Annotated in this window: 24 protein-coding genes; 9 read left to right on the top strand and 15 right to left on the bottom strand. The window is 71.3% G+C overall.

Going from position 1 to position 21,801, the window contains the following annotated elements; all coding sequences use genetic code 11:
• Positions 1–124: 124 nt before the first annotated feature.
• Positions 125–754, top strand: a complete 630-nt coding sequence (locus tag QM626_RS01530; protein WP_415073224.1) for a TMEM175 family protein — start codon at positions 125–127, stop codon at positions 752–754.
• Here the strand turns inward: QM626_RS01530 and QM626_RS01525 are convergent.
• Complete coding sequence (locus tag QM626_RS01525; protein WP_415073222.1) at positions 744–2,174, bottom strand: MFS transporter; 1,431 nt, start codon at positions 2,172–2,174, stop codon at positions 744–746. The genes QM626_RS01530 and QM626_RS01525 overlap by 11 nt on opposite strands.
• A gap of 73 nt (positions 2,175–2,247) precedes the next feature.
• Here QM626_RS01525 and QM626_RS01520 point away from each other — a divergent pair, with 73 nt between their 5' ends.
• Positions 2,248–2,853 (top strand): TetR/AcrR family transcriptional regulator, encoded by a 606-nt coding sequence (locus QM626_RS01520; RefSeq protein ID WP_415073220.1) that lies wholly within the window; start codon positions 2,248–2,250, stop codon positions 2,851–2,853.
• A gap of 15 nt (positions 2,854–2,868) precedes the next feature.
• Here the strand turns inward: QM626_RS01520 and QM626_RS01515 are convergent, their stop codons facing one another.
• From QM626_RS01515 to QM626_RS01495, 5 genes are read right to left on the bottom strand one after another with little or no spacing between them, the layout of a single operon-like run.
• The gene (locus QM626_RS01515; protein WP_415073218.1) at positions 2,869–3,678 is read right to left on the bottom strand and encodes an alpha/beta fold hydrolase; all 810 of its coding nucleotides are present in this window, start codon (positions 3,676–3,678) and stop codon (positions 2,869–2,871) included.
• A complete protein-coding gene (locus tag QM626_RS01510) occupies positions 3,660–5,048 on the bottom strand; it encodes an FAD-binding oxidoreductase (RefSeq protein ID WP_415073216.1) in 1,389 nt (462 codons plus the stop codon). Before QM626_RS01510 ends, QM626_RS01515 begins: the two co-directional genes overlap by 19 nt.
• Positions 5,049–5,066: 18 nt before the next feature.
• The gene (locus QM626_RS01505) at positions 5,067–6,011 is read right to left on the bottom strand and encodes an amidohydrolase family protein (protein WP_415073214.1); all 945 of its coding nucleotides are present in this window, start codon (positions 6,009–6,011) and stop codon (positions 5,067–5,069) included.
• Entirely contained in the window at positions 6,004–6,804 is an 801-nt protein-coding gene (locus QM626_RS01500; protein WP_415073212.1) for an SDR family NAD(P)-dependent oxidoreductase, read from the bottom strand. Before QM626_RS01500 ends, QM626_RS01505 begins: the two co-directional genes overlap by 8 nt.
• The gene (locus QM626_RS01495) at positions 6,801–7,331 is read right to left on the bottom strand and encodes a carboxymuconolactone decarboxylase family protein (protein WP_415073210.1); all 531 of its coding nucleotides are present in this window, start codon (positions 7,329–7,331) and stop codon (positions 6,801–6,803) included. Before QM626_RS01495 ends, QM626_RS01500 begins: the two co-directional genes overlap by 4 nt.
• 185 nt (positions 7,332–7,516) lie before the next feature.
• Between QM626_RS01495 and QM626_RS01490 the strand changes: the two genes are divergently transcribed.
• Entirely contained in the window at positions 7,517–8,836 is a 1,320-nt protein-coding gene (locus tag QM626_RS01490) for a hypothetical protein (protein WP_415073208.1), read from the top strand.
• Between the two features lie 51 nt (positions 8,837–8,887).
• On the opposite strand, the gene QM626_RS01485 is transcribed toward QM626_RS01490, so the two are convergent.
• From QM626_RS01485 to QM626_RS01475, 3 genes are read right to left on the bottom strand one after another with little or no spacing between them, the layout of a single operon-like run.
• Entirely contained in the window at positions 8,888–10,399 is a 1,512-nt protein-coding gene (locus QM626_RS01485; protein WP_415073206.1) for a carboxylesterase/lipase family protein, read from the bottom strand.
• Positions 10,392–10,841, bottom strand: a complete 450-nt coding sequence (locus tag QM626_RS01480) for a VOC family protein (protein WP_415073204.1) — start codon at positions 10,839–10,841, stop codon at positions 10,392–10,394. Before QM626_RS01480 ends, QM626_RS01485 begins: the two co-directional genes overlap by 8 nt.
• A 4-nt stretch (positions 10,842–10,845) precedes the next feature.
• A complete protein-coding gene (locus QM626_RS01475) occupies positions 10,846–11,712 on the bottom strand; it encodes a fumarylacetoacetate hydrolase family protein (protein WP_415073202.1) in 867 nt (288 codons plus the stop codon).
• Between the two features lie 132 nt (positions 11,713–11,844).
• On the opposite strand from QM626_RS01475, the gene QM626_RS01470 reads away from it, so the two are divergent.
• From QM626_RS01470 to QM626_RS01455, 4 genes are read left to right on the top strand one after another with little or no spacing between them, the layout of a single operon-like run.
• Positions 11,845–13,098 carry an amidohydrolase family protein gene (locus tag QM626_RS01470; RefSeq protein ID WP_415073200.1) on the top strand — a complete coding sequence of 418 codons (1,254 nt, stop codon included), beginning with the start codon at positions 11,845–11,847 and terminating at the stop codon, positions 13,096–13,098.
• A gap of 4 nt (positions 13,099–13,102) precedes the next feature.
• The gene (locus QM626_RS01465) at positions 13,103–13,603 is read left to right on the top strand and encodes a VOC family protein (RefSeq protein ID WP_415073198.1); all 501 of its coding nucleotides are present in this window, start codon (positions 13,103–13,105) and stop codon (positions 13,601–13,603) included.
• Positions 13,600–13,869: a hypothetical protein gene (locus QM626_RS01460; RefSeq protein WP_415073196.1), complete on the top strand. Its 270-nt coding sequence runs from the start codon at positions 13,600–13,602 to the stop codon at positions 13,867–13,869. The genes QM626_RS01465 and QM626_RS01460 overlap by 4 nt, the downstream gene beginning before the upstream one ends.
• Positions 13,870–13,904: 35 nt before the next feature.
• Positions 13,905–14,648, top strand: coding sequence for a GntR family transcriptional regulator (locus QM626_RS01455; RefSeq protein ID WP_415073194.1), 744 nt, complete (start codon positions 13,905–13,907; stop codon positions 14,646–14,648).
• 11 nt (positions 14,649–14,659) lie between these two features.
• Here QM626_RS01455 and QM626_RS01450 read toward each other — a convergent pair whose 3' ends face one another.
• Positions 14,660–15,502: an ABC transporter ATP-binding protein gene (locus tag QM626_RS01450; RefSeq protein ID WP_415073192.1), complete on the bottom strand. Its 843-nt coding sequence runs from the start codon at positions 15,500–15,502 to the stop codon at positions 14,660–14,662.
• 147 nt (positions 15,503–15,649) lie between these two features.
• Between QM626_RS01450 and QM626_RS01445 the strand changes: the two genes are divergently transcribed.
• Complete coding sequence (locus tag QM626_RS01445) at positions 15,650–16,318, top strand: carboxymuconolactone decarboxylase family protein (RefSeq protein WP_415073190.1); 669 nt, start codon at positions 15,650–15,652, stop codon at positions 16,316–16,318.
• 104 nt (positions 16,319–16,422) lie between these two features.
• On the opposite strand, the gene QM626_RS01440 is transcribed toward QM626_RS01445, so the two are convergent.
• The 3 genes from QM626_RS01440 to QM626_RS01430 are packed head-to-tail and all read right to left on the bottom strand — an operon-like array spanning position 16,423 to position 19,174.
• Positions 16,423–17,637, bottom strand: coding sequence for a CaiB/BaiF CoA transferase family protein (locus QM626_RS01440; protein WP_415073188.1), 1,215 nt, complete (start codon positions 17,635–17,637; stop codon positions 16,423–16,425).
• Positions 17,634–18,776 carry a thiolase family protein gene (locus QM626_RS01435; protein WP_415073186.1) on the bottom strand — a complete coding sequence of 381 codons (1,143 nt, stop codon included), beginning with the start codon at positions 18,774–18,776 and terminating at the stop codon, positions 17,634–17,636. The genes QM626_RS01440 and QM626_RS01435 overlap by 4 nt, the downstream gene beginning before the upstream one ends.
• Positions 18,773–19,174, bottom strand: a complete 402-nt coding sequence (locus QM626_RS01430; protein ID WP_415073184.1) for a Zn-ribbon domain-containing OB-fold protein — start codon at positions 19,172–19,174, stop codon at positions 18,773–18,775. The genes QM626_RS01435 and QM626_RS01430 overlap by 4 nt, the downstream gene beginning before the upstream one ends.
• A gap of 105 nt (positions 19,175–19,279) precedes the next feature.
• Here QM626_RS01430 and QM626_RS01425 point away from each other — a divergent pair, with 105 nt between their 5' ends.
• Entirely contained in the window at positions 19,280–20,725 is a 1,446-nt protein-coding gene (locus QM626_RS01425) for an FAD-binding oxidoreductase (RefSeq protein WP_415073183.1), read from the top strand.
• Between the two features lie 22 nt (positions 20,726–20,747).
• Here the strand turns inward: QM626_RS01425 and QM626_RS01420 are convergent, their stop codons facing one another.
• Together QM626_RS01420 and QM626_RS01415 are read right to left on the bottom strand one after the other, a co-directional pair.
• Positions 20,748–21,233 carry a nuclear transport factor 2 family protein gene (locus QM626_RS01420; RefSeq protein WP_415073181.1) on the bottom strand — a complete coding sequence of 162 codons (486 nt, stop codon included), beginning with the start codon at positions 21,231–21,233 and terminating at the stop codon, positions 20,748–20,750.
• A 75-nt stretch (positions 21,234–21,308) separates the two neighbouring features.
• The gene (locus tag QM626_RS01415; protein WP_415073180.1) at positions 21,309–21,734 is read right to left on the bottom strand and encodes a nuclear transport factor 2 family protein; all 426 of its coding nucleotides are present in this window, start codon (positions 21,732–21,734) and stop codon (positions 21,309–21,311) included.
• Positions 21,735–21,801: the final 67 nt, after the last annotated feature.

Raw genomic sequence — 21,801 nt, 5'->3', positions numbered from 1 at the left:
GCAGAATCACGCGAACGTCGCAGGATTCCGCCCGAATCCTGCGACATCGGCGTGATTCTGCGACGGTGGGCGCACCGTGCCGGCGGTTGCGACGGACGTGGACGGGCGCCGCTAGGGTGAGCGTGTGATCCGTCGGCGCAGCCACCCCGACTCGAGCGTGTCCACGCGCCGGCTCGAGGCGTACACGGACGGCGTGTTCGCCATCGCGGCGACACTGCTCGTGCTCGACCTCACCGGCCGCACGATCACGGGCGTCGACACCGACGGCGAGCTGTGGGCGGCGCTGCTGACGATGTGGCAGCCGCTGCTGACGTTCGTCGTCAGCTTCGTCATCCTGAGCATGATGTGGATGACGCACGTCGACCAGTTCGAGCACATCTCCCGCATCGACTCGTTGGGGCTGTGGATCAACAACATCCGGCTCCTGTTCGTCGTGCTGGTGCCGTTCTCCTCGTCGGTGCTCACCGACTACTCGGATCTGGTCCTCGGACGCGTGCTGCTGCCGGTCAACTTCTTCCTCGTGATCTCCTGCAGCTGGCTGCAGTGGGCCTGGGCGACGCGCACCCGCGAGCGGTCCGTGCCCGACCTCTCGGCGGACGCCGCCCGCGATGAGGGGCGCGGGGCCCTCAGCGCCGTGCTCATCTCGGCGGGCGTGGTCGCGCTGAGCACCCTGGTCGGGTCGTGGGCGTTCTTCCTGTTCGTGCTGGACGGCTGGCTGACCGGGGTCCTGCGCGGTCGTCGCGCTACGAGCTGACGACGACCGGCTCCGCGGCCGGGGCGGCGGTCGCACGCGGCGAACGGCCCGTGGGCAGCCACAGCGCGGCGACGGCGGCGATCAGCAGCACGCCGGCGCCGGTCAGCACGGCCGGCTTGGCGGCATCCACGTACATGGTCGGCAGCAGCTGACCGCCGGCGCCGACGAAGATCGCCGTCATGACGGCGGTGCCCAGCGCCACGCCGATCTCGCGCACGGTCGAGTTCACGCCCGACGCGGTCGCGTGGTCGACGCCGGGAAGCGTCGCCAGCAGAGCGGTGGCCGAGGGGGCGAACACGAGCGCCATGCCGATCCCGGCGAGCAGGAACGGAGCCACCAGCTCGACGTACGGCACGGTCTCGGTCATGATCAGCGCGAGCCACGCCAGCGCGACGCCCTGCATCAGCAGCCCGATCACCATCAGGACGCGGGTGCCCACGCGTGGCGCGAGCAGGCCCGCGATCGGCGCGACGAACATCGGCGCGATCGTCCACGGCGTCGTCTGCACCGCCGCCTCCAGCGGCGTCGCGCCCTGCACGACCTGCAGATACTGGATCAGGATGAACACCGCGCCGAACGTGCCGAAGCTGAACGCGAAGCCGACGACGTTGGTCAGCGAGAACGACCTGTCGCGGAACAGTCGCAGCGGCATGAGCGGCGCCCGCGTGCGCGTCTGCCACCCGATGAACGCGAGCAGCAGCACGGCGCCGGCGACGATCTCGGCGACGACCCCGAACGAGCCCCAGCCGTCGTCGTTGCCGCGGACGATGGCGTGCACCAGGGCGAGCACGCCGGCGCCGGCCAGCGCCGCCCCGAGCACGTCGATCCGCGCCTTGGCGCCGAAGTCGTTGTTCAGCGCCAGATACGCCAGCGGGATCGCGATGATCGCGACCGGCACGTTGATCCAGAAGATCGCCTGCCAGTTCCAGCCCTCGACGATCGCGCCGCCGATGAGCGGGCCGAGCGCGACGCCGAGCCCCGAGACGCCGCCCCAGATGCCGATCGCGGCCGGGCGCAGCCGCTCGGACACGCCGCCGGCGAGCAGCGCGAGCGAGAGCGGCATGACCCCGGCGCCGCCGAAGCCCTGCAGGGCGCGCGCCGCGATCAGCTGCCCCGGGTCGCTCGCCAGCGCCGACAGCGCCGAGCCGAGTCCGAAGATCGCGATCCCGGCGAGGAACACGGTGCGTCGGCCGAAGCGGTCGCCGAGCGCCGCCGCGATGAGGATCATCGAGGCGAACGAGAGCGTGTAGGCGTTGACGAACCACTGCAGCTCCTCGACCGTCGCGCCCAGCTCGGCGTGCAGCACCGGCAGGGCATTGGTCATGACCAGGTTGTCGAGGGTCGCCATGAACATCGGCAGGGATGCGGCGGCCACGACGAGGCCGAAGGGCCGGCGGCGCGCGGGGGTGAGGTCCGGCATGACGACTCCAGCGTTGTAATTGGATGATTACTTGACGGAGGCCACTGTAGTAATCCGCTGATAACATGTCAACATGGCAGACGCGAAGACGCCCCGGCTGAGCTCCGACGAGCGCCGCGAGCAGATCATCGAGGCCGCGCTCGCCGTCTTCGGCGCGAAGGGATACGTGGGCGCCCGCACCGACGACATCGCCCGCGCCGCCGCCGTCTCGCAGCCCTACGTGGTGCGCCTGTTCGAGACGAAGGAGAACCTGTTCGTCGCGGCCATCCAGGAGGCGCTGGCCCGCATCCTCTCCGCCTTCCGCGCCGCCGTCGAGGACACGGGCAGCGACGAGCCGCTGGACCATCGCATCGGTCACGCCTACATCGAGCTGCTGCAGGTGCGCGGTCTCCACCAGACCCTGAGCCAGGCGTTCCTGCTCGGCGCGCATCCGGTGATCGGGCCGTGTGCGCGCGACGGATTCGCCCGTGTCTGGTCGCTGCTGCGCGAGGCGGGCTTCGACGCGCTCACCGCGAAGGACTTCCTCGCCGAGGGGATGCTCATCAACACGCTCATCGGCCTGCGCCTGGCCGACGACTACGGCGAGGATCCGCGGGTGGACGAGCTGTTCGACGCATGCTTCCCGGCCGAGAAGACGACGGTGCTCGCCGTGGCCCCCCGCGCCGACGAGCCCTGGTGATCCGCGCGTCGGCGGTCAGAGCCGGCGGGACGTCTCGGCGAGGTGGGTCAGCACGGCGGCGTCCCACGCCGCCGGCTGCTCCCATGCGGGGTTGTGGCCGGCTTCGCGGATGACGATGCCGTGGGCGCGGGGGACGGCGGCGACGATCTCGCGCAGGCGCGGGGGCGGCAGGTAGGCGTCCGCGTCGCCGCCGACCACGAGGGTCGGCGTCCGGATCGTGCCCAGCAAGGCGAACGTGGCGGCGTGGTCGGTCGGCTGCTCGACCCTGCGCTCGTTCCCGTCGACGGCCGCCAGCCAGCGCCGGACGCCGTCGGGGTGCGCGGCACGGTACGCGGGGCTCAGCTCGCGGACCTCTGCCGGCAGCATCTCCCACGCGGGAGGAAGCAGCCGGGCGGTGGTCGTGGTCCAGGACTCATCGGTGATGCCGCACAGGCTCGACGAGAGCGTCAACGACATGAGCCGGTCGCGCAGCGTCAGCGCGGCGTCGAGGGCGTGGAACGCCCCGTAGGCGGTGCCCACCAGGTGCAGCCGCTCGATCCCGAGGCGGCCGAGGAGTCGCACGAGATCGTGCGTGGCCGACGGCGGCCGTGCGGCGTCGCCGGTCGTCGACCCGCGGTGCCCTCGCCGGGACCAGCTCACGACGCGATACCCGGCGTCGCGGAAAGAACGGTGCTGGGCCGACCAGGTGTCGCCGTGGCCGACCGCGGCGTGCAGCAACACGACCGCGTCCGCACCGCCACGGGTGTCCCAGACGGCGAGCCGGACATCGCCGAGATCGACGACGGCGCTCGCGGTCGCGGGACGGCTCACCGTCGCCGCAGCCACGCGCCGAGCGCTGTGGCGGACTCCGCCGGGGTCAGGTAGGTCGACAGCAGCCCGTCGGGATCGTAGACGGTTCGGAGGGACTCGAGACGCTCGCGCTGCGCCGGCTCGATGCCGCGGTCGGGACGATCGCCGGGGTTCGCGTCCGAGAACTGCGTGCCGCGGCCCTGATCGGCGTGGGCGGCGAAGGCGGCGAGGTCGTGGTGCGCCCACCGCTCGACGAGCAGGTCGTCGGCGGGGTCGTCCCACACGCCGTTCGGCGAGAAGTAGAGGGGCGCCTGCGTCGACCAGCAGGCGTTGCGCTGTGTCGGATAGTGACCCCAGAACATCCAGAACACGAAGCTGTCTCGTGTGGGCAGGTCGCGAACGAGAGGCCGCGCCGCGGCGAGGACGTCGGAGGTCGCCGCCTCCGTCCAGACGCCGTCGACAGCATAGCGCTTGCCCTTGGGCATGCCCACGGCCGCCGTCGCCCAGAGATCCGGCAGCGACGAGGGGACGCGGTCGGCGGTGCGCAGCGCACGGCCGCGGAACGGATGGCTCTCGAACACGCGGTAGATCTCGTCCGGGGTCTCGTCTGCGCAGAACCCGACGCCGACCAGCATCGTGACCGGGCGGTCGTGTCCCTCGAGCCAGGTGGTCTTGCCCGCGATCTCGAGGGACGGCGAGGTCTCCGCGAGATGCTCGTACACCCAGCCCATGACGTCGTCACGCAGCTCCTCGTCGAAGACCTGGACGCTGCGGAGCACCTGCGTGTATGCGGGGTAGGCGCGCAGGTAGTACTTGGTGACGATCGCGAAGAAGCCGGGACCCGCGCCGCGGACGGCCCACATCAGGTCGGGATGCGACTCGTCGTCGGCGTGGATCGCGGTGCCGTCGGCGAGCACGAGGTCGACCGCCTCGACGCTGAGGCAGGCGGGCCCCAACTTGCGGGAGTTCCAGCCGTAGCCGCCGCCGAGCAGGAAGCCGCCGAGACCGACCGTCGGATAGTGTCCGCCCGGGAAGACGAGCCCGACGGCGTCGAGCCGGGCGTGGAGGTCCTCGACCCGCGTCCCGGGCTGGATCGTCACGCGCTGTCCGGCGGCGTCGACGGCGACCTCGTCGAGCGCGGACAGGTCGATCAGCAGCGTGTCGTCGCGGACGCCGTTCGCGATCCAGCTGTGCCCGCCGGAGCGGACGCTGATCCGCCATCCCTCCCGGGCGGCGAGGCGCACGGCGGCCTGGACGTCGGCCGCCGTGCGCGCCTGCACGATCGCCGCCGGCCGCCGTGACGGCACCCGTCCGTTCCAGACCGCCTCGAGCCGGGCCTGCTCGAATTCGGGGGAGTCGTTCCGGACGAACGTGCCATCGAAGGATGCGGGGATGGTCGGCGTCATTGCTGCGCTCCTCGTGCGTCAGTGGCCGGATCGGCCGGTTTCACGTACCGTACAGGCGAAGTCGAACACCTCGGCGGGGTTGTCGACCAGCAGTAGCTGGCGCGCCGCCGGCGTCGGCGCGATCTGCGGCACCAGGTCGACCAGCAGCCCGTCGTCGGGCGCATCGCCCTCGATGTTGGGGTGCGGGAAGTCGGTGCCCCACAGGACGCGCTCGGGAGCGTGCTGCGCGAACAGGCGGGCGAGCTCGACCGCGTCGGGGTAGGGCGGCCCGGTGAGGGACACGCGATCCACGGCGCTGAGCTTGAGCCACACGTGCCCGAGGTCCAGCAGGCGCCGCACGGAACGCACCGCGGGCGAATCGAGGCCCTGTCGCAGGTCGACCCGAGCGAGGTGATCGATCACGACGCGCCCTTCGAGCGCCGCCAGCCTCGACTCGTGCTCGACGATGCCGTCGCCCTGCACATGGATCTCGACGTGCCAGTTCCGAGCGTGCACGGCGTCGATCACGGCACGCTGCTCGATCGGTGTCAGCGCTTCGCCGAGGTGCGGCATGAAGTGCAGGCGTGCGCCGCGGACCCCGGCGCGGTCGAGCTCGTCCAGCTCCGCCGTCGTGGTCGCGCCCGTGACGATCGCGGCGCCGCGCAGATGCTCCGGATCGGATCGCAGAGCGTCGAGCAGGACGGTGTGATCGAGTCCGTAGCATGACGACTGGATGATGACCGAGCGCTGGAAGCCGAGGAAGCGCTGGCGCGCGAGCACCTCGTCGCGCGGGACATCGACCGGGGTGAACGTGCGGTCCGCCGCGTAGGGGAAGATCGCCGCCGGCCCGAACACGTGGCTGTGCGTGTCGCACGCGTTCGCGGGGAGGACCCAGTTCGGCCGGCGGGGGGACGGATGCGGCGGCGGGCAGCCGGGTGAGGGGAGCGGGGCCGCCGTGGACGAGGATTGGGCCGCGTCAGTCACAGCGCACCGACATCCCGCCGTCGACGACGATCTCCGCCCCGGTCACGAACCGCGACTCGTCGCTGGCCAGGAACAGGGCGGCGTACGCGGTGTCGCGCCCGTCGCCCATGAAGCCGATCGGGATGCGCGCCTGTCGCTGGGCCAGCAGGCTCTCGACATCGCCGCCCGCCCGCTGACCGGCCAGCCGCGCCTCCACCATCGGGGTGTGGAGCTGTCCGGGGACCACCGCGTTCACGCGCACGCGGTCGGGAGCGTACTGCACCGCCGTGACCCGGGTCAGCTGCAGGATGGCCGCCTTGGTCGAGGCGTAGGCGACCTGCGGCGCACCGGTGTAGCGCAGGCCGGATGCGCTCGAGATGTTGACGATCGATCCGCCGCCCGCGGCGCGCATCAGCGGGATCGCGTACTTGCATCCGAGGAACACGCTGGTCAGATTCACGCGCACCTGGGCGTTCCAGTCGTCGAGCGACAGCTCCACGGCGCCGCCGGCGCGCGAGCCGCCCACGTTGTTGACCAGCACGTCGAGTGCACCGAAACGCTCGTGCGCGCCCGTGACGAACGCCTCGACATCCGCGGGATCGGTGACGTCACCGAGGCGTGTCTCGACCTCGCCGCCCGCCTCGCGGGCCTGAGCCGCGGTGACCTCCAGCGCCGCCGGATCCCGGTCGACGAGATACACGCGCGCACCTTCCTGGGCGAAGATCACCGACATCGCGCGACCGTTGCCCCAGCCGGGGCCGACGCTCCCGGCTCCCGTGACGAGCGCGACCTTGCCGCCCAGCCGCCCGCTCACTCCGTCGCCTCGGATCCGGAGCTCTGGATGCGGAACGCGACGACCAGCCGCGACACCATGTTGTAGGCGGCGATCGTGGTGACGAGCTCGACCAGCTCGGTGGTCTCGAAGGCAGCGGCAGCGCGGGCGAACAGCTCGTCGGGCACCGCCACCTCGTGCGTGATCGTGTCGGTGAGGTCGAGGACGAGCAGCTCGGTCTCGTCGAAGACCCCGAGCTGTCCCGGGAACGGGGCGCGCAGGGCTGCGAGCTTGACCGCCGTGAGCCCCTCCCGTGACCCGGCCGCTTCGTGCGACTCCCATTCGTAGGCCGCGTCGTTGAGCACTGCCACGCGCAGTGCGACGATCTCACGCAGGGCGCCGGGCAGATCCAGTCCGCCGCGCAGCGTCCCGAGCAGGCTGTTCCAGCCGTCTGCCAAAGCCGGGCTGTGCAGCAGCACACGATCGATCGGACGCAGCGTGCCGCCGCGGCGCAGGCGGATGCGCTCGGTTACTCCTGCCCCGCCCGTCGTCTCCGGTACCCGTGTCACTGTTCGCTCCCGTCGCCTGTCGACACTCTTTCTACATTAGTGTCGACACATCTGTCTACGCGCTCGATTCGCCACCAGGCCCAGGCCGCATATTCGGACTGAGGCGCGGCGACATCGACGTGCGCTTCGATATAGTGTCGACATACACGAGCTTCGGCGCAGGCACCTCACCCAGGAGAAGTCGCATGGACAAGCCAGAGGTCTTCACCCCGGACGAGATCCGGCGCTTCCGGCAGGAGATCGCGTCGCGTCGTGTCGCGGGCGCGTACGAGCCGGGCCGGTGGTCGGTCAGCCCCCGCAACCGCGACCGAGCCGTCAGCGGGGAGCTGCCGTCCGCCGTGCGCCTGCGCGACTCCACGCTGCGCTCGATCGAGACCATGCCGGGCGTGGTCGCGACGGACGACGCCAAGACGGGCTACCTGCGCAGCCTGGTCCGCGCCGGCGTCGGGGAGATCGTCGGCGCGGGCGTCGCCGGCAGGGAGGACGCGGCTCTGCGTGCGGAGGTCGAGACGGTGAAGTCGGAGAACCCCGCCTGCCGCATCGTGTGCCCGCTCGTGTCCTCTCCCGCCGACATCGATCGGGCGGCGACCGCCGGATACGACGGCGTCCAGGTGTGGGTGCAGGGGTTCGGCGAGACGGCGCAGATCTACAAGCGCATCTACGACCTCGCGTGGCGAGGCGAGGACTGGCGCGCGACCGCGCCGATCCAGCAACGGGATGCGGTGCTGGGCGCGGCGGCCCGGCTCGTCGCGCACGCGCGTGACCGGGGCCTGGACGCGGCGACGCCGCTGTTGATGGTCTCCTACCTCACCGACGAGATGCTGGCGGAGACGGTCGGCGTGCTCGCCGCCGCCGGCGCGACCGAGCTGACCCTCTTCGACGGTCCCGGCGCGGTGGGGCCCGAGGCCTACGCCGATCTGGTCACCCGCACGAGACAGCTCGCCGTCGATGTCGAGGTCGGCCTGCATCCCCACAACACCTTCGGGCTCGCGGTCGCCTGCGCGGTGTCGGCGGTGCGCGCCGGCGCGTCGGTGGTCGAGCTCTCGGTCAACGGATACTGCGGCGGTCCCGGCAACGCCGACCTGTCCGCCACGACGGCCGCCTTCGAAGTGCTGTACGGGGTGAGCACGGGCATCGACGCCTCCCAGCTGACGGAGCTGGCCCGCGCCGGTGAGGCGCTGACCGGCTATCGCGTCGCATGGAACCACCCGATCACCGGCACCTCGGCCTTCAACTGGGGCGGCATGGACATCATCACGCAGGAGACCACCGTCGACCCGCTGCTGCACAACTGCGTCGAGCCGGGGTGGGCCGGCAACCATCGGACGGTGCCCTTCACGCCCTTCAGCGGGCCCTACACGCTGGCCGACAAGCTCGAGGCTCTCGGCATCGACGCCACGCACGAGCAGGTCGACGCGCTGCTCGAGGCCCTGCGTGCCGAGATGCGCCGCTCCGGTGCGTTGCCCAGCGACGCCGACATCGCCGAGGCGGCCGCACGCTCCTGAGCCTCGACGGCGGGTGGCCGAGACCCGGCGCTCCGCGGGGGACGGAGCGGGTCAGACCGGTCGAGGCAGCGCGTCGAGGGCGAGAAGCGCCTCGACGCGACGGACTCCCTCTTCGCGCGTCGCGTCGCCCAGGACGAGCACGCGCGCATACGGCGTGCCGTCGAACGGCGTCCAGGCGCGGATCGCGCCCCCGCGCGGGTCGTGGGTCTGCACGAAGCGTGCCCAGGCGGCCGACATCTCCGCCGCCAGCTCCCGGTCGCGCTCGGTCCACTCCCACGGACGGCAGTCGAGCGTGTCGGCCGCGTAGGCCAGCTCCGCCGTGTGATACGCGCCGTACGCCGCGCCGCCGTCGGGCGGCGGTGCCAGCTCGGGGCCGGTCGGCAGGGGCGGATGCCGGTCGAACCGGTAGACCCAGGTCGGCGCGCCCGTCGTCTCGACGTGGGCGCGGGCCCACCGCCAGATCGGATAGACGAAGCGCGTCTCGCCGACGAAGGCGCGGGCGGACGCCGCGGCCGACGCCTCGTCGACCGGGTAGTGGGGGCGGAGCGCCGCGCGGTCCGGCCGGGACAGCAGCGTCCGCAGCTCGGCCACCTGGGTGCGGGGCGTGTAGACCGCGCCTTCGTCGGTGTTGCTCCCCACGAGCAGCGGGACCGGGGCGTGTTCGCCGGCGCGCAGGACGCCGGTGGTGTCGCGCGTGAGCAGGCGTCCGTCGAGGACGATCCCCCAGTCGGCCGGCAGCAGGAACGAGGTCGCCGGAAGACGGCGGAGGCGGTCGACGTCGTCGGTGCCGAGCGGCGCGACGGCATCCCTGCCACGCTGCTGGGCACGCTCCTGCGTCGGCAGGGGGCCGTCGGCACGGAAGGCGCCCGCGGAGCTCTGGCCGATCGCCGCGTGGAACAGCCCTCGGGCGGCGGGGGCGGCCTGCAGGTGCGTGACGATCGCGGCGCCCGCCGAGTTGCCGGCGAGCGTCACGGCCCCGGGGTCGCCTCCGAACGCCGCGATCTCCTCGCGGACCCACTGCAGCGCGGCGACGACGTCCAGCAGCGCGTAGTTGCCGGACGCGCCCGCCTCGTCCTCCTCCGCGAGCCCCGGCAGGGCGAGGAACCCCAGGGCGCCCAGTCGCATGTTGACGGTGACGACGACGATGCCGCGGGCCGCGAGCCGATCGCCGTGGTGGATCTCCTGGCCGCCGTGGCCGAAGCGGTTCCCGCCGCCGTGCAACCACACCATGACCGGCAGACGGGCCCCGGGCGACGGGTCGGGCGTCCAGACGTTGAGGTACAGGCAGTCCTCGCTCATCACGAGCGCCTGCCGGTCGGCGAAGTTGGTGTGCCACATCACGGATGACGTCGGGGGCTGCGACTGCACGGGGGCCGGCCCGAAGCGGTCCGCCGGCCGGGCCTCCTCCCACGGCGCGACGGGAGCGGGCGGGCGCCACCGGAGCGGGCCGACGGGGGGCGCGGCGAACGGCACGCCGAGGAACGCGCTGACGCTCCCGTCGCGCGTGCCGATCAGGCGGCCCCGCGAGGTGCGGACTACGGGCGGGCCGCTCGAATCAGGCACGGTCGATCACCTCGATCAGATTGCCCCAGGGGTCGGCGACGAACGACACCGTGGCGCCGGGTCGGGGTGACGGCGACGGATCCTTGCGCGAGGTCGCCCCCGCCGCGAGCAGCCGGGCGAACTCGCGGCGTACGTCGGCCACGCGAAGACAGATGTGACCGTAACCGTGCGTGCCGGCGGCGTCTTCGGCGCTCGTGGGCTGCATCCCCGGGTGTGCGCTCGCACGATGCAGCAGCTCGAGCCGGTAGCCCGATGGCTCATGCAGCAGCATCACGCCGCGCAGGTCGGTTCCGGGCACCGCGAACTCGGGGGCGGCTGTCAGCCCGAGGGTCTCGCAGTACCACGCCGTCGCGGCCCCGAGGTCGGGCACGGACAGCCCGACATGATCGAACTCGACGCTCTGACGGTCCTCCGGCACGGTCGTCGGCGGTTCGTGGTCCACGGGCTCAGCCGACGACGAGCCGGTTGTCGATGCGGCCCAGGCCGGAGACCTCGACGCTGACCCGTCCGCCGGGACGCAGATAGCGGGGCGGATCGCGCCGGTCCCCGACGCCTCCCGGCGTCCCGGTGAGGATGACGTCACCCGGCAGCAGCGTCGCGAAGGTCGAGATGGTCGAGATCAAGGTCGCCACATCGAAGATCAGCAGGTCGGCCGTCGAGTCCTGCACCACCTCGCCGTCGTAGGTGACGGTCAGCCGCAGGTCGGCCGGGGCGGGCGTCTCGTCCGGAGTCACGAGCTCGGGACCGAGGGGGGTGGCGCGGTCCCAGGCCTTGCCGGGCAGCCACTGATGGGTGAAGCGCTGGAAGTCCCGCATGGAGACGTCATTGGCGATCGTGTAGCCGGCGACGTGGTCGAGTGCTGCCGCACGCGTCACCCGGCGCGCCGGCGTGCCGATCACGACGGCGATCTCGCCCTCCCAGTCGACCCGTTCCGACTCGGGTGGGACGACGATGTCGTCGTACGGACCGACCAGGCTCGTGGCGAACTTCGTGAACAGCACAGGGTAGTCGGAGTCGTCGCGTCGCGTCTCCTCGATGTGCGCGCGGTAGTTCAGGCCGACGCAGATGATCTTCGCGGGAGCCGGCACCACGGGGCGCAGGGTCACCGATTCCCGTGGCAGACGACGTCGCTCCACGAGCGGAGGGTCGTTCAGCAACGCCGTGGGTGTCGCGGCGCCGAGCTCGCGCACCCCGCGCAGCGGGATCAGATCGTCGCCGTCGACGAGCGCGGCGAACTCCTCGTCATCGAGCGTGCACGACACGAACCGCATGAAGCCTCCCGTCGCCGTGGTCTCGACCGTGTCCCACGGCACACGGGACACCATAAGTGACGACACTATGATCGCGCTACCTCAAAAGAGTTGCGGAGAATTAGGGCTTGAAAGTGAGGTACACCTCACTTAATGTCGACAGATAGGCGTAATCGTCGATGTGGAGGAGGCCTCATGCCCAATTCTTACCTGATCGTCAATGCCGAGGTCTTCGACGGTACCGGGTCGCCGTCCGCGCCGGCCGAGGTGCTGGTCGAGGGAGATCGGATCGTCGCGGTCGAGTCGCACGTCGACGACGCACGTCGCCAGGACGCGCAGATCATCGACGGACGAGGCGCGACGCTGATGCCGGGGCTGATCGACGGACACACTCACCTCGGGTTCGGGTCGACGGTCGAGCACACTTCGCCGCGCACGGAGCCCGATGAGGAGAAGGTGCTGCTCATCGCCCACTGCGGGCGGGTCATGCTCGACCACGGCTTCACGAGCGTCTATTCCGGGGGAAACCGGATGCCCCAGGCCGAGGTCTCGGCGCGCAAGGCCTTCGCGGAGGGGTGGATGCCGGGGCCGCGGCTGCTGGCGACCTCGTGGGAAGGCAGTGCGGGCCTGGTGTCGCCGGGGCACTACGACTTCCCGGGCATCGAGAACCGGCCGTCGGACCCGGAGTCGATCAGCCAGTTCGTCCACGCGATGGCCGACATCGGCGTGAACATGGTCAAGCTCTCGCTGTCGGGCGAGAGCGCCGTGGTCGCGGGCACCTCCCGGGTGCTGCAGTTCACCGACGAGGAGGTGGCCGCGGCGGCGGAGGCCGCGCAGCAGCGCGGTGTGTGGCTGACCGCCCACGCGCACTCGGCGGAGGCCATCCAGCTCGCCCTCAAGTACGGCGTCCGCGCGATCTATCACGTGACCTTCGCGGATGACGAGACGATCGATCTGATGATCGAGGCGAAGGACCGCATCTTCGTGGCGCCGACGCCCGGCATAATCTACGCCCTCCTGCACGACGAGGAGCACCCGCCCACCGAGGGCATGGAGACCCAGGAGACGCACGACAGCGTGCGCCAGGTCGTGCCGAAGCTGCACGCCGGCGGCGTCCGGCTCGTGCCCGGGGGCGACTACGGCTTCGCCGTCAACCCGATCGGCAAGAACGCCCGCGATCTGCAGCTGTTCGTCGAATGGTTCGGCTTCACGCCGCACGAGGCGTTGCGTGCGGCGACCCAGTACGGCGGGCAGCTGATGAACATGGGCGACGAGCTCGGGCTCGTCCGTCCCGGTTACATCGCCGACCTGCTGCTGGTCGACGGTGATCCGACCAGCGACGTCACGCTGCTGCAGAACAAGGACAACCTCGCCATGATCATGACGGGTGGGAGCCTGTACAAGATCGATCCGTCGCGCCGCACGACGGCCGTCGCGGTCGGCGCCTGACCGCATGGACGGCTCCGGCGTACCCGCCGTGTCGGCACTCCATCACGTCGCGCTGCCGGTGGCCGACGTCGATGCGTCTGTCGCCTGGTACGAGCGTGTGCTCGGCGGGGTGGTCGAGCGCCGTACCGACGTCGGCCCGGAGGCGGCCGAGGGACGGGTCGCCCAGGCCTGGTTGCGCGTGGGCGAGGTGACGCTCAACCTCGCGCAGGGGCCGCCCGTCCAGCGCACCGAGGCCCAGCACTTCTTCCACTACGCTCTCGTGGGCGAACCGGGGACGTTGGGCGCGTGGATCGAGCACCTGGGTGCGCTCGGCGTCGCGGTGCTCGGCCCCTACGGGCACGGCGGCCTGTCCTTCGTGTCGTTGTACGTCGACGATCCCGACGGTTATCGCTGGGAGGTCGTCGTGGACCATCCGAGCCACGCGCATGCGCGCGCCGCGGCATCGGCGCACGGCGGTGCGCTCGGCAATCCGATGCGGACCTATGAGTGGGAGGAGACGGGATGATCGATGCAGCGGAGCGGGAGCGACGTATCGCCGAGCTGCAGGAGGCGGGCTACCGCTTCCTGTCGAGACACCAGCCCGCCCACGGCCATGAGGATCCCGACTGGATCCTCGCGGTGCGAACTCCTGACGGGCGGCTCCTGTTTCCCGGCGCGATCGACAGCTCGGAGGACGACGCGCGCGAACGCGGCCTGCTGGTGGCGCAGCGCCATCGAGCCGCGCACACTCCGGCGCCGGCCGGGGATGACCCGGCCGGCGCCGGGGAGTAGCATCAGACGATCGCAGGCACATCGATGAGGGGCAGATGACCGACCGCACCACCGAGCTGGCTGACAGCTCGGCAGAGCAGCGCCCCGACCGCTCCGCCGAGATCGTGCGTCTGCTCAAGCTCGAGGAGCGCCGCGAGCCGGCTGTCGCCCAGGTGGCGACGTGGGTGAGCCTGGGCATCGTGGAGGGTCGACTGGCGCCGGGGCAGGACCTGAACTCGGTCGAGCTCTCGCGACGCTTCCAGAGCAGCAGGACGCCGGTGCGGGAGGCGCTGATGCTGCTGGAGTCCGAGGGCCTCGTCGAGATGCGCGCGCGCAAACGGCCGCGCGTCGCCTCGTTCACCCCGGAGCGGGTGCGCGAGATCTACTTCGTGCGTCGCCACCTGCTCTCGCTCGTGGGCGGACTGGCGGCCGAGAACGTCACGGACGAGGACCTCGCCTCGCTGCAGGGCGGACTCGACGAGATGCTCGCCCACGCCGACCGGGGAGACATCGACGGCTACTTCTGGGCTCACGTCGCCCAACAGGACCGTCTGTGCCAGGTCGCCGGCAATAAGATCCTGACCGACATCCTGGACTCGCTCGCTCTTCGGACGCTCGTGCTCCGGCATGCGTCGCTCGAGCACGCGGGACGCCTCCCGGACAGCGCGGCCGCCCAGGTGCGGATCTATGAGGCCGTCGCCGCACGCGACGGCGAGCTCGCCTCGATGCTGCTGGCCCGGGCCACAGACGCCGCGCTCGCGGCCATCGACCTCGAGGCGCTGTCGACGGCCCAGGCCTGAGCCCGCTCCGATCAGACCGCGGCGCGCATCTGCGGGGCCGCGTCCGTGTCGGCCTCGGCGGGAAGCGGCATGCCGCGGATCTCCGCCAGCACGCGCGACCGGAGCTCGGCGAAACGGGGCAGGGCACGAGTGGTGATCTGATCCCGCTCCGTGCCGAGGTCGATCGTCAGGTCGTCGATCACGTGGGTCGGCGTACCGGCGACCACCACGACGCGATCCGAGAGGTAGACGGCCTCGTCGATGTCATGTGTCACGACCACGACCGAGATGCTCAGCTCGCGACGGAGACGCAGCGCGAGATCCTCGAGCTCGAAGCGCGCCTGCGCGTCGACGGATCCGAACGGCTCGTCCATCAGCAGGATGGGCGACCGGCAGGCGATCGCGCGGGCGATCGCGACGCGTTGCTGCATCCCGCCCGACAGCTGCCAGGGATACTTGTCGGCGACACCGGGCAGGCCGACCGCGGCGAGCGCCTCGTCGGCGCGGCGCAGACGCTCGGCCTTCTTGACGCGCTGTCCCTCCAACGGAAGGGCGACGTTGTCACGGACACGCAGCCAGGGCATCAGCGAGCCGCGATAGTCCTGGAAGACCACGGCGATCTCGGCGAGCGGGGCGGTGACGGTGCGATCGCCGATGTGCACCGAGCCCGCGGTCGGTCGCAGCAGACCGGACAGGCATCGCAGCAGGGTCGTCTTGCCGGCCCCGGAGGGTCCGACGATGCAGACGAACTCGCCGGGCTCGACGCAGAGGCTGAGATCGCGGAGGACCTCGTGCGCGCCATCGCCGGAGCCGAACGTCATCCCGACGTTCTCAACGACGAGGGTCGTGTCGGAAGGAGGTGTGGGATACGTCATTGTCTCCGGGTTCCATCGCTCGTGGATGAGGCGAAAGCCACGTTACTGTCGACATCCATGGAGTGCAAGAGGGAAAAATCTGGACACTGAGGAAATCTTCTGTGGCGGATGACCTTAAACTGTCGACAGTTGTGGTAGCTTCCGATCATGAGCGAGGCGGAGGAGCGTCGTCGGGCCGAGATCCGTGCCGCCTTCACGGCGGAGCGCGGTTTCTGGGCGCCGTCGTTCGAGACCATGCTGCAGCACGATCCGGAGTTCGTCGCCGCCTACCTCGACTTCTCCGCCACGCCATGGCGCACCGGGCCCCTCTCGCCCAAGGTGAAGGAGCTCGTGTACATCGCGATCGACGCGGCGACGACTCATCTGCACGCGGCGGGTGCCGCGAGCCATGTGCGGGCGGCGCTCCGCCACGGCGCGACCGCGGACGAGATCGCCGCGGTGCTCGAGCTCGCGAGTCTGATCGGCCTGCAGTCCATCGACCTGGGGACGGCGATCCTCGCCGACGTCGCAGGCGAGTCGGCCGCCCCGGCGATCGCCGAGGCCCGGATCGCCGCCGAAGGCTGGCGCCGCGGCGTGATCGCGCGTGCGCCACTGGAGATCGCCGTCATCGAGCTGATCGGCGTCGCGGTCAACGCGGCGACGACCCATCTGCACGAAGACGCCACACGGCGGCACGTCGTCGCGGCGCTGGCCGCCGGCGCCACCCCCGCCGAGGTCGCCGAGGTGCTGGAGCTGGTCTCGGTGCTCGGCATCCATGCCGCGACGCTCGGCATGCCGATCCTGCAGGAAGCGGTGCAGGAGCGCGCCACGCCGTGAGCGCCGCACCATCCGTCAGCCGGGCTCGTGAAGGTGCCGCGGCGGCGGCGCGTCGAGGAGGTCGCGGACCTCCGGCGGCAGGCTCTCGGGCGGCGGGATGCGCGTCATGGCGCCGGCTCCCCGCCGTCGAGCACGACGCCAGCCTCGACGAGTTGCGCGATCGCCGTCGTGTCCAGGCCGATCTCGCGCAGGACGTCGACGCTGTGCTCTCCGAGGCGAGGGGGATAGGCGGGGCTGGGCGGCTCGTGGCCGACGAACCGGATCGGCAGCCCGACGGTCTCCACCACGCTGCCCCGCTCCGAGATGACGGGCACGACCATGCCGCGGCCGGCCTCGCGGGCGTCCGCGAGGGCTTCGGGAACGTTCTCGATGAGCGCGGCGGGCACCGATCGCGCAACGAGCTCGTCGGCCCAGTGCGCGGCCGGTCGTTCGGCGAATCGTCCCTCGAGCAGGGGGGCGAGCGCCTCCTCGTGGCGCAAGCGCCCGGCGCCGTCGGCGAAGCGCGGGTCCCGCGGCAGGTCGGGGGACCCGATCGCCTCGCACAGCGCGATCCACATGCGCTGCGTGTTGGCGGCCACGGCGATCTCGCGGTCATCCGCGCAGCGGAAGGTGCGATAGGTCGGAATGGAGTCGTGGCGGCTGGCCTGCGGCTGTGGCGTGATCCCGCCGACCGTCGAGTAGACCGCCTGATACGACAGCAGCGACAGCTGTCCGTCCAGCATCGAGACGTCGGCCCATGCGCCCATGCCGGTGCGGGTGCGTTCGACCAGCGCGGCGGTGACGGCCATGACGGCGTACATGCCGGCCGCGAGGTCTCCGGCGGGCACGCCGAGCCGCATCGCGGGACCGCCCGGCACCCCGGTCAGACTCATGACGCCCGAGAGCGCCTGCACGATGATGTCGTAGGCCGGTCGCTCACGGCGGGGGCCGCTCTGCCCGAAGCCCGAGATCGAGACCCACACGAGAGCGGGATCGGCGGCGCGCATGGCCTGCGGGTCGAGGCCGAGGCGGGCCGAGACGCCCGGACGGAAGTTCTCCACCACGACGTCGGCGCTCGCCACCAGGCGTCGCGCCACCGCCTGCCCCTCGGGTCGTTTGAGGTCGATCGCGATGCTCGACTTCGATCGGTTGTGGGCGAGGAAGTAGGCGCTCTCGCCCTCGACGAAGTAGGGCGGGATGCCGCGACTCGAGTCGCCGTCGAGGGCCTCGACCTTGACGACCTCAGCGCCGAGGTCGGCGAGGATCTGCGTGCAGAACGGGCCGGACAGGAAGGTCGTCAGGTCGACGACGCGGATGCCCGTCAGCGGTCCCGCGTTCATGCGGCGGTCAGCACGTGGATCGTGCACGCGCCGTGGTCGAGTCCGGCGATGCCTCCACCGGTCACATGGGCGAGGCCGACACGTGCGCCGGCGACCTGCCGGTCGCCGGCCTGACCGGTCAGCTGCCAGTACAGCTCGGCGATCTGCGCGGTTCCGCTGGCGCCGACGGGGTGTCCCTTGGCGAGCAGGCCGCCGCTGGGATTGACCACGACATCGCCGCCGAACGTGGTCGTGCCCTCGCGGATGAGCGAAGCCGAGTCGCCGTCGTCGCACAGGCCGAGCGCCTCGTAGTACACCAGCTCGGCGATGCTGAACGCGTCGTGCAGTTCGACGACATCGAGCTCGTCGGGAGAGAGGGCGGCGGCCTCATAGGCGTCGTGCGCGGTGTGCCGCGTGATCTCGGGACGCAGCATGTCGCGTGGTCCGAGGTCGATCGAGCCCGAGTGGAGCACGGAGGCGGCGATGCGCACGGCGGGGACGTCCAGGCGGCGGCGGTACCGATCGGAGACGACCAGCACGGCCGCAGCTCCGTCGCCGGTGGGACAGCACATGAACAGCGTCAGCGGGTCGGCGATCGGCCGCGAGGCGAGCACCTCGTCGACGGTCACCTCCGACCTCAGCTGGGCGTACGGGTTGCGCGCGCCGTGGCGACGTGCCTTCACGCTCACGGCCGCGAGGTCGACGACCGAGGCGTCGCGCTCGTGCAGGTAGCGGCGCGCGCGCATCGCGTAGAGCGCGGGCATGACCATGCCCAGCCGCACCTCGGGATCGTCGGTCACGAGGGGCAGGGTCCCGCCGCCGAACTGCGTCAGCTTCTCGACCCCGATGGCCAGCGCGACGTCGTGGTGACCCGAGGCGACCGCACGCCAGGCCTCGTGCACGGCGGTGGCTCCTCCGGAGCAGGCGTTGTCGACGTTGGTGACCGGGATGTCGCCGATGCCGATCTCCTTGAGGATGCGCTGGCCGGTCAGCATCCCGCCATAGGAATGGGCACAGTAGACGGCTTCGACCTCGTGCCGGGCCACCCCGGCGCGTGCGAGGCAGTCGAGCACGGGCCGGACGGCCAGTCCGGCGTAGCTCGCTCCGGGATATCGCCCCATGGGCGCCATCGCGGCCGATACGACGAAGGCGCCGGTCACCTGGCCTGCCCCCGTGTCGCGCGGACGAACGCCCAGCCGTGGTCGTCGATGCTCACCTCGACGATCTCATCGATCTCGAAGGACTCGCCGACGAGGCGCCCGAGCACGCGCACCTCGTCGTCGATGTCGACATAGCCGATGCTGTAGGGGATCTCTCTCGTGGACGACACGCGGACGGTGGTCCATGAGTACAGTCGTCCGGTCGTGCCCAGATCGTGGGACGCGAGGCTCGTGCCACCGCATCGATGGCAGACGGCGCGGGCGGGGAACGCGCGGGCGCCGCAGTCGGTGCAGCGGGTGCCGCGGAGACGCCCGGTCGCCGATACGGTCTCGAGCGAGAGCATCGTGGTGTCGAGGTCGGGGATGACCGGACTGGGTGGCGGGAAGGAGGGTCGCATCAGGCTCCGATTCGCAGAAGACCGCTTACTGTCGACAGTTTGGCACGTATTCGTGAGATCATGGGAAAAATCCGCCCTATTGTCGACAGAAGCGAGGTCCTTCTCGTGTCATATCCCACCGGCCGGGTGTGCGACGACGAGATCGCGCGGTTGCGCGGATCCTTTCGGGGTCCGCTGTTCCGCCCCGGTGAGCCCGGCTACGATCCGGGCGGCGGCGAGGGCCGACCGGGTGAGCGCTACGGAAGGCTGATCTGGAACGACCGGTTCGCCCACAGCCGGCCGGCGCTCATCGCCCGGCCTTCGTCGGCGGCCGACGTCGCCGCGCTCGTCGACTTCGCCCGCGAGGGGGGCTGGCACCCGGCCGTCCGCGGCGGCGGCCACAGCACGGCCGGGTTCGCTGCGGCCGAGGGGGATCTCCTGCTCGACCTCGGGCTGATGCGTCAGGTCGTCGTCGACCCGCATCGGCGTGAGGTCCGCGCCGGCGGCGGAGCGTCATGGTGGGACGTGGATCGCAATGCGGCCGCCCACGGCCTGGCCTGTGCCGGGGGCGCGATCGCGCACACGGGGGTCGCGGGGCTGGCGCTCGGCGGCGGCCACGGCAAGCTGACCCGTGCGCACGGGATGACCGTCGACAACATCGTGGGCGCCGAGGTCGTGACGGCCGACGGTCGCGTGCGTCTGGTCGACGCCGGCCATGAGCCGGACCTCTTCTGGGCGCTGCGAGGGGCCGGCGGCAACTTCGGCGTCGTGACGCAGCTCGTCATGCGGGCGCACCCGGTCGCCGATGTGTGGCTCGACATGATCTGGTGGCCGGCCGAGCGCACGCGTGAGGTCCTCACCGTGTGGCGGGACTGGAGCCGCAATCAGCCGCCCGAGCTCGCGACGAGCTCGATCGTCGTCACCGCCCCGCACGGCCGGGGCCTGCCGGAGGAGGTGGTCGGCCGTCGCTTCGTCGTCGTGACCAGCCTCTGGCACGGCGAGCTGGAGCGTGGGCGCGAGATCACGCGCACGATGCGCGAGCTGGGCGAACCGGCCGTCGTCGTCTCGCGGCCGACGACCTACGTCCAGGTGCAGTCCATGAACGACGGCATCGCGAACGCCGACTACGGATACCGCAACTTCACCAAGACCGGCTATCTGTCCGAGCTGACGGACGAGGCCATCGAGATCTACGCGACCTGGGCGGTGTGCCAGCCGACGAAGGACGGACTGGTCGAACTGATCGCCCTCGACGGGCCCATGAACCGGGTCGGACCGGACGAGACGCCGTTGGCCGCCCGGTCCGCCCGGTTCAACCACATCATCGCGAGCGGGTGGACCGACCCCGCCGACGACGAGCGCCAGATGCGATGGGTCGCCGAGTTCCACGCGGCGATGGCGGCCGCCTACGACGCCGGCGTCTACGTCAACTACCTCGACCGCGACGAGCCCGAAGACGTCGTGCGCCAGGCGTACGGCGCGAACTGGGAACGGCTGCGCGAGCTCAAGCGCCGCTACGACCCGACCAACCTGTTCCGGCGCAACCACAACATCCCGCCGGCCGACGCGTGACCGGCACGAGCGCGCATCCGGGTCACGACGTGCTCTCGCCGGCCTGCGGCCTGCGGCCCGCGAAGTCGTCCATCCCGATGAAGAACGTGGCGAACCGCCACACCCCGTCCTGCTCGCGCCGCAGGTCGCCGGTGTAGAACACGCTGGCGCCGAGCGAGAGCCCGTCCGCCGCGACGGTGACGACGCCGAACGCGAGCGCCGACGCGGTGCCCGCGACCAGATCGAGCTCCTCCACGAGCACGTCGCCGATGAGGTGACGGCGTTGGTCCGCGGTCTCGGCGAAGATCGCGGTCAGCCGTTCCTGCACCAGTGCCCGCCCGTCGAAGCGGGTGAACGCCTCGGCCGAGCCGCGAGCCACCTCGTAGACCACGTCCGCCGTGAAGCAGGACGCCGCGACGTCGGCGCGAGCCTCGTCGTGCCCGATGCCGAACCGGTAGAACGCCTCGGCGATCTGGGCGCGTGCCGACAGCGCGTCGGGCGACCAGTCGGCGGGCCCCAGGGTGTGCATGTGGACGCGGCCTTGACGATGTGCCCAGGCCTGGGGCGGGAACGTGCCCATCTATCCTCCTGAGGGGTGGGGTTGTCAGACGTCGGCGACGACCGTGCGGCTCGCGAAACGCCAGCCCTCGGGAGTGCGTCGGAACGTGTCGCGGTGGACTCCGGAGATCGGGATGCGACGTTCCCCGGTCTCGCCGTCGATCTCGACGAACAGGACATAGGAGGTGGCGGTCGCCGCGTCGCCATCGCCCTCGATGAGCAGATTGCCCGTCCAGTGCCGGCCCAGACCCCGACGCTTCCGGACCGCGGCCGTGGCGAACGCGAGGAGCTCATCCGCGCCGGCGTGGCGGAAGCGCTGCTGTTCGCCCGTGACCGTCGAGGAGACCGCTCGATACACGCCGTCGGAGGTGAACACGTCGGCGAAGTCCTGCGGGCGGCTGAAGTCGAGCGCGTGGCAGAGTCTTGTGACCAGGTCGGTCAGCTCGCGATGATCGGCGGGCGACAGGGACATCGTCGTCTCCTCGGGCTGGCGGAGGTGGGGGCGACCCGGCCGGGGCCGCCTAGAGCGAACGTAGTGT

It is taken from the genome of Microbacterium sp. (genome assembly GCF_047606385.1).
Lineage (GTDB): Bacteria > Actinomycetota > Actinomycetes > Actinomycetales > Microbacteriaceae > Microbacterium.
This window is presented reverse-complemented; position numbering and strand designations above follow the sequence as displayed.